Genomic DNA, 15,730 nt, shown 5'->3' with positions numbered 1-15,730 from the left:
GTGGACGGCTCTCGTGCAGAGCCGGAGGGGGAGTGGCCCGGCGGCGGGGGCGGCGGAACGGCAGCGGGGGCGGCGGAACGGCACCGGTGGTGACGAATCGGCAGCGGTGGTGACCCAGCGGCAAGGGGTGCGGCGGAACGGCGGCGGCCCGGGGGGTGCGGAGTGTCCGTGCCGTGCGGGCCGACGGCGCGGCTCTGTGCGTGCGAGCCTCGGCGTACGTACGAGCCCGGGCGTACGTGGGCGAGGCGCGGCGCGGACGCGGCTCAGCGGGTGCGGCGGGAGAGGCGTTCGACGCTCAGCGGGTGCGGCGGGAGAGGCGTTCGACCTCCCGCGCGGCGTCCTTCGCCGCCCGTTCGGCCCGCTCCAACGCGTCCGCCGCCGACCGGTCCCGGTCCTCGGCCTCCTGCCGGATCCCCTCCGCCCGTGTCATGTCCTCGCGGGCCGACCGCAGTTGTTCCTCGGCCCGCGCCAGATCCCGCTCCGCCCGCGTCACGTCCTCCCCGGCGGCCCGCTCCCGCTCGCGTGCCGTCCGCAGGACCTCCTCCGCCTCCGCCCGCTCGGTTCGGCGCCCACCGAGCCGTTCCTCGGCCGCCTCGGCCTCGGCCCGCGCCCGCTCCAGGCGCTGTTGCCGTTCCCTGCGCCGCTCGGCGAGTTCGTCCGTCCTCCGGGAGGCCGCCTGCTTCGACGCCCGGGGGGCGGAGCGCTCCGCGGTCTCCGGGCGTTCCCGGACCGCCGGGGCGGTCCCTCCGGCCCCGGAGGGGAACTCCGACGGCGGGGTCAGCGTTTTTTCCAGCCGGCCCGTCGCCCACCGGTCCGCGGCCTCCGCGTCGGCCAGCACCGCGTGCAGCGTCGTCTCGACGTCCCGCTGCACCGCGTCCGACAGCGGGTGCCCGGCGTCCCGGGCCAGCCCGGCGGCCTGCCGGGTCAGCTGCGTGACGAGACGGCGCCGCTGCGCGGACAGTTCCTTCATGCTCCCGGCGTCCAGCCCCGTGTACGCCTCGCGCAGCGCCCGGCCGAGCTCCAGGAACCGCTCCGCCTCCTGAGGCCGGGACCGCCGCAGCAGGTTCGCCGCCCACGCCCCGAGCGGCGGGCGGCGCGCGGCCCGCAGCCGCCGCGCGTCGTCCGCCCGGCCGGCCGACCTGGCGGCGGCGGCCAGCTCCTCGCGCCGGGGCACGAACGCGGACGGCGGCAGCCCGTAGAGCTCGTCCAGCATCTCCTCCACGTCCGCCGGCCCGCCGCCGTTCCCGCCTGTGCGCCGCATGGCACCCAGACTCCACCGCGCGGGACGCGGGCGCACATCGGCCCGGCCCGGACGCGGCACCGCCCTCGCCGTCTCCCCCTCCCGTCCCGGCGGCCACGGCTCGACCGGCCACTGCCGCACCGGTCACCGGCCACCGGCCGCCGGCCCTCGCCTCCCGGGCGGCTCCGGCTCCGGGTTCCTCCGGGAACCGCCGGGCGGAGCGCGGAACCGCCGGACCTCGGCGCGCCACCGCGGCAGCAGCCCGGGGCGAACGGGGACGGGAGCGGCCCTCCGTACGCCGGGCTCGGTACGCGCGCCTACTCCCCTGGTGGGACGCGCCCGGCGCCCGCGCCCGGCACCGTGGGGACATGCGCCTCAGCCGGCCCGCACGCCGGGCCTTCCTCGTCGTCCATGCCGCGGCCGCAGCCTGCTGGCTCGGGCTCTCGCTCGGACTGCTCGCGCTCGGCGTCGCCGCCGCCACCGGCGACTCCGCCGCGACCGTAGAGGCGTCCGTGCGCGCCATGAAGCTCTTCGCCGACCTGCTCCTGCTGCCCCTCGCGCTGCTGACCCTCGGCAGCGGCCTGGTGCTGGCCCTGGGCACGGCCTGGGGGCTGGCCCGGCACCGGTGGGTCGTCACCAAGTTCTGGCTGACCCTGGCCACCACGGCGGCGACCGCCTTCGCGCTGCGGCCGGGCGTGAACGGGGCGGTGGCCGCCGTGGCCGACGGAGGGCCGCTGCCCGACGCGGGCGACGTCCTGTTCGGGCCGGCCGTCTCGCTGTCCGCCTACGTGTTCATGACCGCGATCTCGGTCCTGAAGCCGTGGGACCGCACCCGCCGCGGACGCCGCGAGGGCGTCGCGGCGGGCCGGCCCCGGCGCGCGGTGGCGGCCCCGGCCGCGCGGCCGGGACCCGTCGCCGACGGCCCCGCGCGGCAGCCCCGCACAGCCGGATCCGCCGTCGGACACGGCACACCCCAGGATTGAGCCCACCCTTCCTCGGGCGGACGCCCAGGCGAACCGGCCCGCTCCGGAGAACGGCCGCCCAGGCGGACCGGCCGCCCTGGAGAAACAGGCCGCCCGGGCGAACCGGCCGCCCGGACAGCCACCGCGGGAGCTACAGGCCGCGCTCCATCCGGTCCGCCACCAGCCGCACGAAGCGGGCCGGGTCCTTCGGCCGGCCGCCCTCCGCCACCACCGCCAGGGAGTACAGCAGTTCGGCCGTGTCGACCAGGCCGGACCGGTCCTCCTGCTCCCGGTGGGCCGCGTTCAGCCCCTTCACCAGTGCGTGGCCCGGGTTGAGTTCGAGGATCCGCTTGCTGCGCGGGACCTCCTGTCCCATCGCCCGGTACATGTTCTCCAGCGCCGGCGTCAGGTCGTCCGCGTCCGCCACCACACAGGCCGGCGACACCGTCAGCCGCGAGGACAGGCGGACCTCCTTGATGTCCTCGGCCAGCTGCTCGCGCATCCAGTCGAGCAGACCGGCGTACTCCTCGGCCTGCTTCTCGCGCTCACCCTCGCTCTTGGTGTCCTCCGACGCGCCGAGGTCGATCTCGCCCTTGGCGATCGACCGCAGCGGCTTGCCCTCGAACTCGCCGACCGCGTCCGTCCACACCTCGTCGACCGGGTCCGTGAGCAGCAGCACCTCGATGCCGCGCTCCCGGAACGCCTCCATGTGCGGGGAGTTGTCGACGCTCTGCCGGGACTCGCCGGTGATGTAGTAGATCGCGTCCTGACCGTCCCGCATGCGTTCCACGTACGAGCGCAGCGACACCGGCCCGTCGCCGTCCTCGCCCTGGTGCGTGCTGGCGAACGAGCACACGGAGAGGAGGGCGTCGCGGTTGTCGGAGTCGGTGACCAGGCCCTCCTTCAGCACCGCGCCGAACTCCCGCCAGAAGGTGGCGTACCGCTCCGCGTCGTCGGTCATCATCGTCCGGACGGACGACAGGACCTTCTTCGTCAGGCGGCGCTGCATCATGCGGATGTGGCGGTCCTGCTGGAGGATCTCCCGGGAGACGTTGAGCGAGAGGTCCTGCGCGTCCACCACGCCCTTGACGAAGCGCAGGTACGACGGGAGCAGGGCCTCGCAGTCGTCCATGATGAACACGCGCTTCACGTACAGCTGGAGCCCGTGCCGGTGGTCCCGGGTGAACAGGTCGTGCGGGGCGTGCCCGGGGACGAACAGCAGGGCCTGGTACTCGAAGGTGCCCTCGGCCTGGAGCTGGATCGTCTCCAACGGATCGCGCCAGTCGTGACTGATGTGCTTGTACAGCTCGTGGTACTCGTCCTCGGACACCTCGTCGCGCGAGCGGGCCCACAGCGCCTTCATGGAGTTGAGCGTCTCGGGCTCGGCGGCGGCGCCGTCCTCGCCCTTCTCACCGACCAGCCGCACGGGCCAGGTGATGAAGTCCGAGTAGCGCTTGACGATCTCCTTGATCTTCCACACCGAGGTGTAGTCGTGCAGCTGGTTCTCGGTGTCGGCGGGCTTGAGGTGCAGCACCACCGAGGTGCCCTGCGGCGCGTCGTCCACCGCCTCCAGGGTGTACGTCCCCTCGCCCCGGGACGACCAGCGGGTGCCCTGCTTCTCGCCCGCGCGCCGGGTCAGCAGGGTGACCTCGTCGGCCACCATGAACGCCGAGTAGAAGCCGACGCCGAACTGGCCGATCAGCCCTTCCGCCCCGGCTCCGTCCTGCGCCTCCTTCAGCTCGCGCAGGAACTGGGCGGTGCCCGAGTTGGCGATGGTGCCGATGAGCCGGCCGACCTCGTCGTACGACATGCCGATGCCGTTGTCCCGCACGGTCAGGGTGCGGGCGTCGCGGTCGATCTCCAGCTCGATGTGCAGGTCGGAGACGTCGGCGCCGGGCGCCTCGTCCCGCAGGGCCGCCAGGCGCAGCTTGTCGAGTGCGTCGGAGGCGTTGGAGACGAGCTCCCGGAGGAAGACGTCCTTGTTCGAGTAGACCGAGTGGATCATCAGCTGGAGCAGCTGACGGGCCTCTACCTGGAACTCAAACGTTTCGGTCGGCATGGTGCGCGGTTACCTCACTCGTCACGTGCGGGCCGGAAGACTTGGCGCAGTCACTGTAATCAACTCCACCGTCACCCCGGGTCGTCGTCCCCGGCTTCCCGCCCGGCCGGGGCCCGTTCCCCGGAGTCACCGGGCACCGCCGCGGGCGTCAGCCGTGTGCCTTCCGCCCCTGAAGTTCCCGTCCCCCTCCGCGCCCGGTTCCCGTCCCCCTCCGCTTCCGGCGGGCCGGCCGCCGCGTCGAGCAGCGGGCCGAGTTCGCGGGCGACGGCGGTGAGGGGGCGGACGTCCCGCTCGGCCCGGGCCAGCAGGATCGCCCCCTCCAGCGCGCTGATCATCACGGTGGACAGGGAGGCGGCACGCGCCCGCGGCACCCCCATCTCCACCAGGGCGGCGGCCACGGCGTCCGTCCAGCGGGTGAAGGCGGCGGCCACCGCCTCCCGCGCCGCCCCGGTGGCCCCGGCGCGGTCCACGGTCGCCGCGGCGACCGGACAGCCGCCCGCGAACCCCTCGGACGCGTACTCGTCGGTCCACTGCCGCACCATCGCCGCGAACAGCCCGGACGGCGTCGGCTCGGGCAGCGCGGCCACGAAACGGCCCACCCGGTCCGCGGCGTAACCGCCCGCCCAGGCCACCGCCTCGTCGACCAGCTGCTCCTTGCCGCCCGGGAAGTAGTGCTGGAGCGACCCCCGGGGCGCCGAGGCGTGCTCGGCGACGTCCCGCATGCCGGTGGCCCCCACGCCGTCCCGCCGGATGAGCTGGGCCGCGCTGAAGACCATCCGTTCGCGCGGGTCCCGGTCACGTTCCGCCGTCACCCGACCTCCCACCGTGCGCCGCCGGGACGCCGCTCCGCCGCACCGCCGCACCGCCCCGGTCCGCAGTCGCGGTCGGTGCGCGGTCACCGCGTCGCTCCCGGCTGCTGCGGCTCCCCAAGCTGTTCCGGCTGTTCCGGCTGTCCGGCTGTCCGGCTCCACCCTATGACGTTCGTCATAGCGCGACTACTATGACGGCTGTCATGAACGTATGACGGCTGTCATAAGCGCGGCTGCGCCACGGTCCCGCCCCGTCCACACGGCGGCGCCCACCCCGGCGCGGCAGTCCCGAGCAGGCTCGCGGCGGACCCCGGGGGCCGGAGACGGTGGTGGGTCGTGAACGTCGGATTCCTCGGACTCGGGGTGATGGGGGCGCCCATGGCGCTGCGGCTCGCGCACGCGGGCACCCCGCTGGTCGTCTGGAACCGCACCGCTGCCCGGTGCGACCCCCTGCGGGAGGCTGGTGCGCGGGTGGCGCGGGGCGCCGCCGAGGTCTTCGAGCGGGCCGGGGTGGTGTTCCTGATGCCCGCCGACGAGACCGCGACCGACCAGCTGCTGGCCCGCGGCACCCCCGGCTTCGCCCGCCGGGTCGCCGGACGCACCGTCGTCCAGATGGGAACCGTGGCGCCGGAGCACTCGGCGGCCCTGGAGGCGGACGTCCGCGCGGCGGGCGGCGCGTACGCCGAGGCGCCGGTGTCCGGCTCCCGGGTGCCCGCGGAGCAGGGGCAGCTGGTCGCGATGCTGGCCGGCGACCCGGCCACCCGGGACACCGTCCGCCCGCTGCTCGCCCCCATGTGCCGCGAGGTCGTGGACTGCGGGGCCGCGCCGGGCGGACTGCTGATGAAGCTCGCCGTGAACATCTTCCTGATCACGCAGGTCACCGGCCTCACCGAGGCGTTCCACTTCGCCGACCGGCAGGGACTGGACCGCCGCACGTTCCTCGACGTCCTGGACGCCGGTCCCATGGCGAGCGCCGTCCACCGCATGAAGGCGCCGAAACTGCTGGCAGGCGACTTCTCCGTGCAGGCGGCCGCCACGGACGTCCTGAAGAACAACCGCCTGATCGCCCGGGCCGCCCGCACGGCCGGACTGGCCTCCCCGCTCCTCGACGTCTGCCACGCCCTCTACGAGGAGACGGTCGCCCGGGGCCACGGCGGCGAGGACATGGTGGCGGTCCTGCGCGCCCTGGAGGCCCGCAGCGACGGCGGAGGCACGGCGGCTGTCGCCGGGGCCGACGACGTCGTCGGCTGAGGGCGGTCTCGCGCGCCGGAGGCCGTCCCCGCGGGCCCGGGACGGCGGGGCGTCCGGGTGCTGCCCGTGCCCCTGCGTCCCGCCCGCCGGCCGCCCTGTCCCGCCGTGCCGGCCGTCACCCGGCGGGCGTCGCGCCGGTCCTCGTCCGGGCCGGCGGGGGCGACCGGGGCGTCCGGGAGACCGGCCGCAGCTTCCCGCCCGCTTCCCGCCCCGCAAGATCCGCACGCTTGTTCTTCACCCATCCGGGGAACCCGGATCCCGCCGATCCGCCGCCGGTGAACCCAGGGCCCCGACCCGAGGCGCCGCAGTGGACGGCGTTCGACTACGGGCAAGGGGACGGACGTGACGGTGCGTTTGGGAGCAGAGGAAGAGTTTCACGTGCTGGACGTGGAGAGCGGTCGGCTCGTGCCACGTGCGGACGCGTTGCTCACCCGACTCGGCAGAGCGGAGTTCACCCGCGAACTCCAGCGGTCCTCGGTGGAGAGCAACAGTCAGGTCCACGCCACCCTGGACGGCCTGTACGCCGACCTGACCGCCGCCCGGCGCCGGCTGGACTCCGCTGCCTCCTCCCTCGGCCTCGCGGCCGTCGCCGCGGGCACCGTCCCCCTCGCCGGCCTCGCCGCCGGCACCACCACACCCGACGCCCGCTACCGGCGCATGGCGGACGAGTACCGCCGGGTCGCCGACGAACAGCTCATCTGCAGCGCCCAGGTGCACGTCGACGTGCCCGACCGGGACACCGCCGTGCGCCTCATGTGCCCCGTCTCGCCCTGGCTCCCCCCGCTGCTGGCCCTGTCGGCCAGCTCACCGTTCTGGCTCGGCGCGGACACCGGCTACGCGAGCTGGCGCACCATGCTGTGGCAGCGCTGGCCCACCGCGGGCCCGGCCGGCTGCTACGGGAGCGCCGCCGAGTACGAGCGCGCCGTCGCCGAACTCATCGGCACGGGCGTGGTCAGCGACGCCGGCATGCTCTACCAGGACGTCCGGCCCTCCGCCCACCAGCCCACGCTGGAGCTGCGCATCTGCGACGCCTGCCCGCGCGCCGAGACCGTGGTCCTCGTCGCCGGACTCTTCCGCGCCCTGGTGCGCGACGCCCGCGACCGGCTGGAGCGCGACCGGGCCCCCGCGTGCGACGGCCACCACGAGTGGCTGCGGGCCGCGGTGTGGCGCGCGGCCCGTTCCGGGCTGGAGGGGGACCTCGTCGACCCGTCGACCCGCCGCGCGGCCCCCGCCCCCCACGTGCTGCGCGGCATGCTCGGCCGGCTGCGCCCCGCCCTGGAGGAGGCCGGCGACTGGGCCACCGTGAGCGCCCTGCTGGAGGAGGCACTCGCCGAGGGCAGCGCCGCGCACCGCATGCGGCGGACCGCCCGTCAGGAGGACCTGCTCGCCTGCGTCGACCTGCTGGCGGCCGAGACCCGTGGCGCGCACCTCACCCCGCAGGCCCCCGTGCGCCGCCCGCGCCCGCACCGCAGGCCCTCCGCCCCACTGGGGACGGCCTCCCGCGTTCGCCCGCGGACGCAGACCCGCGCGGCGCCCGGCGCCACCGGCTGACCCGGCGGACCGGCACCGCCCGACCGGTGCCGCGCCCCCATCCCGTGCCGAGCCCCGGCACGCACGACCGAGGAGAGTGGCAGCTCCCATGCCCCGCACCCGCACGACCCCGTCCGCGTCGTCACCGTTGTCCGCGTCGTCACCGTCGTCTCCGTCGTCGCCGCCGTCGGCGTCGTCACGGTCTTCCGCACCGGCGTCCCCGGCGGACGACCCCTCCCCGTCCGCCCGCGCCGGGCGCGCACCCGCTCCCGTACCGCCGTCGCCCGTGGGCACGCAGCCGCCCGCCCGGACGGCCCCCGGCGGAAGGAGGGCCCGCTGATGTGCGGCCTGAGCGGTGAACTGCGCCTGGACGGCGGGCGGCCCGACCTCGCGGCGGTGGAGCGCATGACCGACCGCCTCGCCCCGCGCGGCCCCGACGGACGCGGCCTGTGGTGCCAGGGCCCCGTGGCCCTCGGCCACCGCCGCCTGAAGATCATCGACCTCTCCGACAGCGGCGCCCAGCCGATGACCGACCCGGGAGCCCGGCTCGCCGGGGTCTTCAACGGCTGCGTCTACAACTACCGCGAGCTGCGCGACGAACTGCACGCCCTCGGGCACCGCTTCTTCTCCGGGTCCGACACCGAGGTCGTCCTCAAGGCGTACCGGGAGTGGGGCACCGACTGCGTCAGCCGGTTCCACGGGATGTTCGCCTTCGCGCTCGTCGAACTGGACACCGGCCGGCTGGTGCTGGCCCGCGACCGGCTCGGCATCAAGCCGCTGTACCTCTCGGCCACCGCCGAACGCCTCCGCTTCGCCTCCTCGCTGCCCGCCCTGCTCGCGGGCGGCGGGGTCGACACCTCCCTCGACCCGGTCGCCCTGCACCAGTACCTCAGCTGGCACGCCACCGTGGCGGCACCGCGGACCGTGCTCAACGGCGTGCGCAAGCTGCCCCCCGCCACCGTCCGCGTCGTCGAACCCGACGGCACCGAGCACGACCGGTGCTACTGGCAGCCCGACTACACCCGCCGGGCCGAGGACGCCGGACGCAGCGCCGAGGACTGGACCGACGCGATGCTGGAGGCGCTGCGCACCGCGGTGCGCCGCCGGACCGTCGCCGACGTGCCGGTGGGCGTGCTGCTCTCCGGCGGACTGGACTCCAGCCTCATCGTCGCCCTGCTCGCCGAGGCGGGACAGCACGACCTGGCCACCTTCAGCGTGGGCTTCGAGTCCGAGGGCGACGAGGAGGGCGACGAGTTCGCCTACTCCGACCTCGTGGCACGCCACTTCGACACCCGCCACCACCAGCTGATGGTGCCCTCCGACCGGGTGGCCGGAGCCCTCGACGGGGCCGTGCGCGCGATGAGCGAACCGATGATGAGCCACGACGTGGTGGCCTTCCACCTGCTGTCCGAACAGGTCGCCAAGGAGATCAAGGTGGTCCAGAGCGGCCAGGGCGCCGACGAGGTCTTCGCCGGCTACCACTGGTACCCGGCGATGGCCGGAGTACCGCGCCCGCAGGCCGCGCAGGCGTACATCGACACCTACTCCGACCGCTCGCACGCCGACCTGGCCGGCGTCCTCGCGCCCGGCCTGCTCCCCGGACACGACACCTCCGCCGCGTTCATCCGCGCGCACATGGCGCGGCCCGGTGCCGAGACCGCACTCGACGCCGACCTCCGCCTCGACACCCACGTCATGATGGTCGACGACCCCGTCAAGCGGGTCGACAACATGACCATGGACTGGGGCCTGGAGGCGCGGGTGCCGTTCCTCGACCACGAACTCGTCGAACTGGCCGCCGCCTGCCCGCCCGAGCTCAAGCTCGCCGACGGCGGCAAGGGCGTCCTCAAGGCCGCCGGGCGCAAGGTCCTGCCCGCCCGGGTCGTGGACCGGCCCAAGGGCTACTTCCCGGTCCCGGCGATCAAGCACATGGCCGGTCCGGTGCTGCAGCGCGTCCGCGAGGCCCTCACCGCGCCCGAGGCCCGCGCCCGCGGCATCTACCGGCCGGAGTACGTCGACGCACTGCTCACCGCACCGAACGCACACCGCACCAGGCGAGGAGCGAACGCCCTGTGGCAGACGGCCCTGCTCGAACTGTGGCTCCAGACGCACGGGATCCGCTGACCGGCGCGGCGACCGGACGGACGGCCGGCGACGGCCGGGAGACGGGCCCGGCGACCGCCGGATTCGCCGTGCACGGCGGCGGAGCCGCCCTGCGGGCCCGCCCGCCGGGACCGCCCGGCGCCGTGCCCCCGGACGCCGCCGACCACGCGCCGCGGCCCCGGCCGCTCGCCGACACCTCGTCCGTCCACGACCTGCCGCCCCCCGCCGTCCATGGCTGCTGGTACCCCTCCGCCGACCCCTCCGGGCGCCGGCTGGCCTTCGTCTGCGACCGGGCCGGGGTGCCGCAGCTGTGGACGGGAGCGGTGGACGGGACCGAGGTGCGCCTGCTGGACGCCGACCCGCACCCCGTCACCGAGGTGGCCTGGTCCCCGGACGGCCGCTGGATCGCCTACACCACGGCGCCCGGCGGCGGCGAACTGACCCGCGTGCTCTGCGTACGCCCCGACGGCAGCGGACGGCGGCTGCTGGCGGGCGGCGGCCCCGGCACCTCCGCGCATCTGGGCCGCTGGCTGCACGACGGGTCGGCCGTCGCGGTCACCGTCACCGACCCCGCCCGGCCCGGGGACGCGCGGGCCGCCCATACCGACCCCGACGTCTTCGAGGAGCCGCAGCCGCCCGACGACCCGCACTGGGCCGGTCGCGACGGCCGCGCGGTCCGCCTCGACGCCGCCTGGGCGCGGCCGGTGGACGCGCACGGCCGGCCGGACGACCGCGCCTCGGTGCAGGAGCCGGAACCGCGCACCCTCTCGGCCTACCTCGTCGACCCCGAGGGCGTCGCCGCGCCGGCCCTGGTCACCAGCGAACGCGGGGCCCCGACCCTGCGGGTCTGCGACGTCAGCCGCGACGGCCGGCTCGCCCTCGTCCACCGCGGGCCGCGCGGCCGCCGCGAGGCCCTCGTGGTCCGCACCCGCGACCGGACGGTCACCTGCGTCCTGCCGGTCGCCGACGGCGACCCGTGGATCGGCGGGTTCTCCCCCGGGGCCGGCACGGTCTGGCTGCGCAGCGACGGCGGCCGCGAGTTCGCGGCCCTCGTCGCCGCCCGCCTCACCGCCGAGGGGGAACTCCTCGGGACCACGGTCGTCGCCGAGCGCCCCGACTGCGGCCTGGAGCTGTTCGCCCTGGGCCGAGAGGGGCGGCGCGCGCTGCTGGCCTGGAACGTGCGCGGGGTGAGCGAGCTGGAGACGGCCGAGCTGACCGCGGCCGAGCCGGCCGCGGCCGGGCCCGCACCGGACGAGCCGGACCCCACCGACCCGGACCCCACCGACCCGGACCCCACCGAGCCCGCCCGGGCCGAGCCCGCCCCGGACGGGCCGCCCGCCCCCGGCCCGGACGCCGGGTTCCGGTGGCCCGCCGCGGCGGGCCCGCGCCGGCGGCTGGCACTGCCCCACGAGGTCGTCACCCGCATCGAACCGACCGCCGACCCCGACGCACCCGTCGTCGCCCTCTCCGGCTCCGTGCGCCACCCCGGCGTGTGGTGGCTGCCCCAGGGCCTGCCGCTGCGCACGCCCTGGTCCTCCCGCGACGAGGACGCCGCCCCGTCCGGCCGCACGCCCGTGCGCCCCCTGCCGATGAGCCCGGTGGCCCGCGACGGCCTCACCCTCGGCGGCTGGTACTACCGCGCCCCGAGCCGGCCCGCCGGCGAGCCCGCGCCCTGCGTCGTGCATCTGCACGGCGGCCCCGAGGAGCAGGAACGGCCCGTCCTCCACCCGCTCTACCTGGAACTCCTCGGCCGGGGCATCGACGTCTTCGCCCCCGACGTCCGCGGCTCCTCCGGCCACGGCCGCACCTTCGTGGACGCCGACCTCGGCGCCGGCCGGTTCCGCGCCATCGACGACGTCGCCGACTGCGCGGCCCACGCCGTCGTCGAGGGCCTCGCCGACCCCGGGCGGCTGGCCGTCATGGGCCGCTCCTACGGCGGCTACCTGGTGATGGCCTCCCTGGTCTGGCACCCGGAGCTGTTCCGCACCGGGATCGCCGTGTGCGGCATGTCCGACCTGAGGACCTTCTTCGCCGGGACGGAGCCCTGGATCGCCCAGTCCGCCGCCCACAAGTACGGCCACCCGGAGCGCGACGGCGAACTGCTGCGCGACCTGTCCCCGATGAACCGTGCCGACGCCCTGCGGGTACCCTTTCTCGCCGTGCACGGCGAGCACGACACCAACGTGCCGCCGGGCGAGTCCGAGCAGTTCGTCCGGGCCGCCCGGGAACGCGGCGTGGAGGCGGGACTGCTCCTGCTGCGCGACGAGGGCCACGACTTCCGCCGGGCCGACAACCGCCGGCTGTTCCGCCGTACGGCGGCCGACTGGATGGAACGCCACCTCGCCACGTGAGGCGGCGGACGGAACGCTGTCACCGGCACCTGTCACACTTTGCTGGTGTCGCGCACCGGCCGGCGCGGCCGTGTGCGGGGCCGGGGGCGTGCGGGGGAGTGGCGCGGGTAGTCGCGCGGTGTGATCGGTGAGTGAGGGCGGACCGGATGGAACCAGTTCCAGTCGACGAAGGGGATGCGGTGACGGGGGCGCGGGCCACGTATGCCCTGGAGGGCGACGGCGCGTGGATAGCCAGAGCCCGCGGGCTCGCCGCCGCCTTCCTGACCCGGGCCGCCGAGACGGCGGACGGCCTGGCCGTGTCGGCCCGTGCCGTGGAGGTCACCCAGTTGGTGGTCAGCGAACTGGTGACCAACGCGCGCAAGTACGCGCCCGGCCCCGTGCGGCTGGACCTGTGCATCTCGGGCGACGCCCTGGAGGTCGGCGTGCGGGACGGCAACCCGGTGCTCCCGGTGGCCCGGGCCGCGGACCCCGGTCGGGTGGGCCAGCACGGCCTGGAGATCGTCATGGCCCTCGCCGACGCCCTCGAAGTGCGCCCGGAGGCCGCCGGCAAGCGGGTCACCGCCCGCATCTCCCTGGTGGACGCGCCCGGCGACCGGTGACACCGCGCGCCGGACGCCCGCCCCGGCCCGCCGTCAGCCCCGGCCCGGCGGCAGCGACTGCTCGGTCCAGACGACCTTGCCCCCCGGCACGCAGCGCGAGCCCCAGCGGTCCGCGACCCGGGCCACCAGGAACAGGCCGCGCCCGCCCTCGTCCGTGCCCGACGCCCGGCGCAGATGAGGGAAGGTGCTGCTGCCGTCGCAGACCTCGCAGATCAGCACCCGGTCGCGGATCAGACGCACCCGCACCGGAGGCGCGGCGTGCCGGACGGCGTTGGCCAGCAGCTCACCGACGATCAGCTCCGTGGCGGACGCCTGTGCCGACAGCCCCCAGTCCGCCAGCGTCCGCAGCACCGCCGCCCGCGCGCCGCTCACCGCGGCGGGCTCGTGCGGGACGTCCCAGCAGGCCACGTGACGGCGGTCCGCGGCGCGTGTCCGGGCCACCAGCAGGGCCACGTCGTCGCGGGAACGCCCGGGGAGCAGCGCCTCCCACACCGCCTCGCACACGGCCTCGGCCCCCGCCCCGGCCCCCGCGCGCCCCGCCGCCTGCCGCAGCAGCGTCAGCCGCTCGCCGGCGTCGCGGTCGTCGCCGCCCAGCAGGCCCTCGCCGGGCAGCACCAGGGTGCTGCCCGGCGGCAGCGGCAGCGACGCCGTCCCGGCGGGCAGGCCGCCGCGCCCCAGCGGCGGCCCGGCGGGCACGTCGACGACGTCGGCCCGCCCGTCCGGGGCGATCAGCACCGGCCGCGGGTGTCCGGCACGGGCCAGGACGCACCCGCCCGACCAGGGGTCGTGGACCACGTACAGACAGGTCGCCCCCGTGACCGGCGCGGACTCCCCGGTGCCGGCCTCGTGCCGGTCGATCCGGGCGACGAGTTCGTCCAGCCGCCACAGCAGTTCCTCGGGCGGCAGGTCCAGGGCCGCGAAGGTGTGCACCGCCGTGCGCAGCCGGCCCAGGGTGGCCGCGGCGTGCAGCCCGTGGCCCACCACGTGGCCCGCCACCAGCGCGACCCGGGCGCCCGGCAGCGGGACGACGTCGTACCAGTCCCCGCCGGCCCCGCTGCGTCCCGCCGGGGCGGGCAGGTGGCGGTGGGCGACGTCGACGGCGTTCTGCGCGGGCAGCGCCCGGGGCAGCAGGCTGCGCCGGAGACCGGCCGCCAGGGCGTGCTCGCGGGTGTACCGCCGGGCGTTGTCGATGCTGACCGCGGCCCGCGCCACCAGCTCCTCGGCGAGCGCCTCGTCCTCGTACCCGAACGGCTCCGGGGAGCGGGAGCGCCAGAACGTCACCACGCCCAGGACGGCGCCCCGGGCCCGCAGCGGCACCACGAGCATGGAGTGCGCCCCCGTGGCGGCGTCCCCGGGCGCGGGCGGCGGCGGCCCGGGGACGAGCCGCCCGGAGTATCCCGCCGTGTCGCGCCGCAGGAAGCAGTCGCCGGAGCGGTAGGCGAGGCCCTGCGGGGTGGTGGGGGAGAACGCGATCAGCTCGCCGGCCGCCGGGAACGGGGTACCGTCCGCCGCGCCCCCGGCCGCGACGCGGCGCAGCGCGGGCAGCTCCTCCTCCGGCGGCTCCTCGCCCCGCAGCACCGCCTCCGGCAGGTCGACGGCGACGGCGTCGGCGAACCGGGGCACGGCGAAGTCCGCCAGTTCCCGAGCCGTGTGCGGCACGTCCAGGCGGCTGCCGATCCGCACCCCGGCGTCGTACAGCAGCCTGAGGTGCTCCCGGGCGGTCGCGGCCCGCCCGGACAGGGCCCGCAGCTCGGTGGTGTCGCGCAGGGTGGCGACGGTCCCGCCCGGGCCGCCGGCGCGGGCGGCGGGACGCTGGCTCACGGCCAGCAGCCTGCCGTTGGCCACGTGCACCTCGTCGGTCACGGTGCGGCCCTCGGTGAGCAGCCGGGCCAGGTCCCCGCCGACGCCGAGGGCGCCGGGCGTGTGCCCCTCCGCGTCGGGCGGCAGGTCCAGCAGGCGGCGGGCCTCGTCGTTGACCAGCGTCAGCCGTCCGTCGGCCGCCACGATCAGCACCCCCTCCCGCAGGGCGTGCAGGACGGCGTGGTGGTGTTCGTACATCCGGGTCATCTCGGCCGGTTCCAGCCCGCGGGTCTGCCGCCGCAGGCGCCGGCCGACCAGGGCCGCCCCCAGCAGGGACAGGGCCAGGGCGGCCGCGGTGGCGCCGAGCAGCAGCGGGAGGTGACCGTCGGCGGTGTCGGCGACCCCCTCCAGGGTGATGCCCGCGGACACCAGTCCCACCACGGTCCCGTCGCCGCCCGAGACGACGGGCACCACGGCCCGGGTCGACGGGCCCAGGCTGCCGTTGACGGTCTCCCGCACCGTGCCCCCCGCCGCGGCCGGGGCGACGGTGCCGCGGTGGCGCAGGCCGATCAGCGCGGGGTCCGGGTGGGTGTGCCGGACGCCCTCCGGGGTCATCACCACGATGAAGTCGACCCGCGCCGCCCGCCGCGCGCTCTCCGCACGCGGCTGCAGCACGGCACTGGGGTCCGGGGCGGCCAGGGCCTCCTCGAGGCCGGGCGCCCGGGCGAACGCCCACGCGACGGCGAGCGCCCGGTTCTCCGCCTCCCGTTCGGCGTCCGCCCGCGCCTGCAGCACCAGGGCCGCGGCGGCGGCGAGGACGAGGACGAGGACGATGGCGAGGTGCAGGGCGAAGACCTGACGGGCCACGCTGCGGGCGGTCACCACCGGTCGGAGGCGGCCGAGGAAACCGGCCATGAGTCCGTTCTAACACCGCCCACGGGGAGGCCGCGAGCGAGGGGCGCCCGGCCCAGGCCGGGACGCCCGCCCGGCCGACGGACCTCCGCACGCACCGGGGTCCCACCGCCC

The 15,730-nt window shown here is 76.5% G+C and carries 10 protein-coding genes; 6 read left to right on the top strand and 4 right to left on the bottom strand.

The genetic code is table 11. The features are described from left to right. Nucleotides 1-295: 295 nt before the first annotated feature. Nucleotides 296-1,261, bottom strand: a complete 966-nt coding sequence (locus ACSU53_RS00965) for a hypothetical protein (protein ID WP_437024272.1) — start codon at nt 1,259-1,261, stop codon at nt 296-298. Nucleotides 1,262-1,608: 347 nt separating this feature from the next. Between ACSU53_RS00965 and ACSU53_RS00960 the strand changes: the two genes are divergently transcribed. Continuing rightward, nucleotides 1,609-2,223: a DUF2269 domain-containing protein gene (locus ACSU53_RS00960; RefSeq protein ID WP_437024270.1), complete on the top strand. Its 615-nt coding sequence runs from the start codon at nt 1,609-1,611 to the stop codon at nt 2,221-2,223. A 130-nt stretch (nt 2,224-2,353) separates the two neighbouring features. Here ACSU53_RS00960 and htpG read toward each other — a convergent pair whose 3' ends face one another. Next, nucleotides 2,354-4,261 (bottom strand): molecular chaperone HtpG, encoded by a 1,908-nt coding sequence (gene htpG / locus ACSU53_RS00955; RefSeq protein WP_437024269.1) that lies wholly within the window; start codon nt 4,259-4,261, stop codon nt 2,354-2,356. Nucleotides 4,262-4,332: 71 nt separating this feature from the next. Further along, nucleotides 4,333-5,037: a TetR/AcrR family transcriptional regulator gene (locus ACSU53_RS00950; protein WP_437032961.1), complete on the bottom strand. Its 705-nt coding sequence runs from the start codon at nt 5,035-5,037 to the stop codon at nt 4,333-4,335. Between the two features lie 369 nt (nt 5,038-5,406). Here ACSU53_RS00950 and ACSU53_RS00945 point away from each other — a divergent pair, with 369 nt between their 5' ends. From ACSU53_RS00945 to ACSU53_RS00925, 5 genes are all read left to right on the top strand, one after another. Then, nucleotides 5,407-6,321: an NAD(P)-dependent oxidoreductase gene (locus tag ACSU53_RS00945; protein WP_437024267.1), complete on the top strand. Its 915-nt coding sequence runs from the start codon at nt 5,407-5,409 to the stop codon at nt 6,319-6,321. Between the two features lie 342 nt (nt 6,322-6,663). Next, nucleotides 6,664-7,872, top strand: a complete 1,209-nt coding sequence (locus ACSU53_RS00940; RefSeq protein WP_437024265.1) for a carboxylate-amine ligase — start codon at nt 6,664-6,666, stop codon at nt 7,870-7,872. 318 nt (nt 7,873-8,190) lie between these two features. After that, on the top strand, nt 8,191-9,975 hold the full coding sequence (locus tag ACSU53_RS00935) for an N-acetylglutaminylglutamine amidotransferase (RefSeq protein WP_437024263.1): 1,785 nt from the start codon (nt 8,191-8,193) through the stop codon (nt 9,973-9,975). A 68-nt stretch (nt 9,976-10,043) separates the two neighbouring features. Further along, nucleotides 10,044-12,305 (top strand): S9 family peptidase, encoded by a 2,262-nt coding sequence (locus ACSU53_RS00930; RefSeq protein ID WP_437032959.1) that lies wholly within the window; start codon nt 10,044-10,046, stop codon nt 12,303-12,305. Between the two features lie 146 nt (nt 12,306-12,451). Beyond that, nucleotides 12,452-12,904 carry an ATP-binding protein gene (locus tag ACSU53_RS00925; protein ID WP_437024261.1) on the top strand — a complete coding sequence of 151 codons (453 nt, stop codon included), beginning with the start codon at nt 12,452-12,454 and terminating at the stop codon, nt 12,902-12,904. A 33-nt stretch (nt 12,905-12,937) separates the two neighbouring features. Here the strand turns inward: ACSU53_RS00925 and ACSU53_RS00920 are convergent, their stop codons facing one another. Continuing rightward, on the bottom strand, nt 12,938-15,619 hold the full coding sequence (locus ACSU53_RS00920; protein ID WP_437024259.1) for a SpoIIE family protein phosphatase: 2,682 nt from the start codon (nt 15,617-15,619) through the stop codon (nt 12,938-12,940). Between the last annotated feature and the right edge of the window lie 111 nt (nt 15,620-15,730).

The organism is Streptomyces sp. enrichment culture, assembly GCF_964273255.1.
In the GTDB taxonomy this organism is placed as follows: Bacteria; Actinomycetota; Actinomycetes; order Streptomycetales; family Streptomycetaceae; genus Streptomyces.
This window is presented reverse-complemented; position numbering and strand designations above follow the sequence as displayed.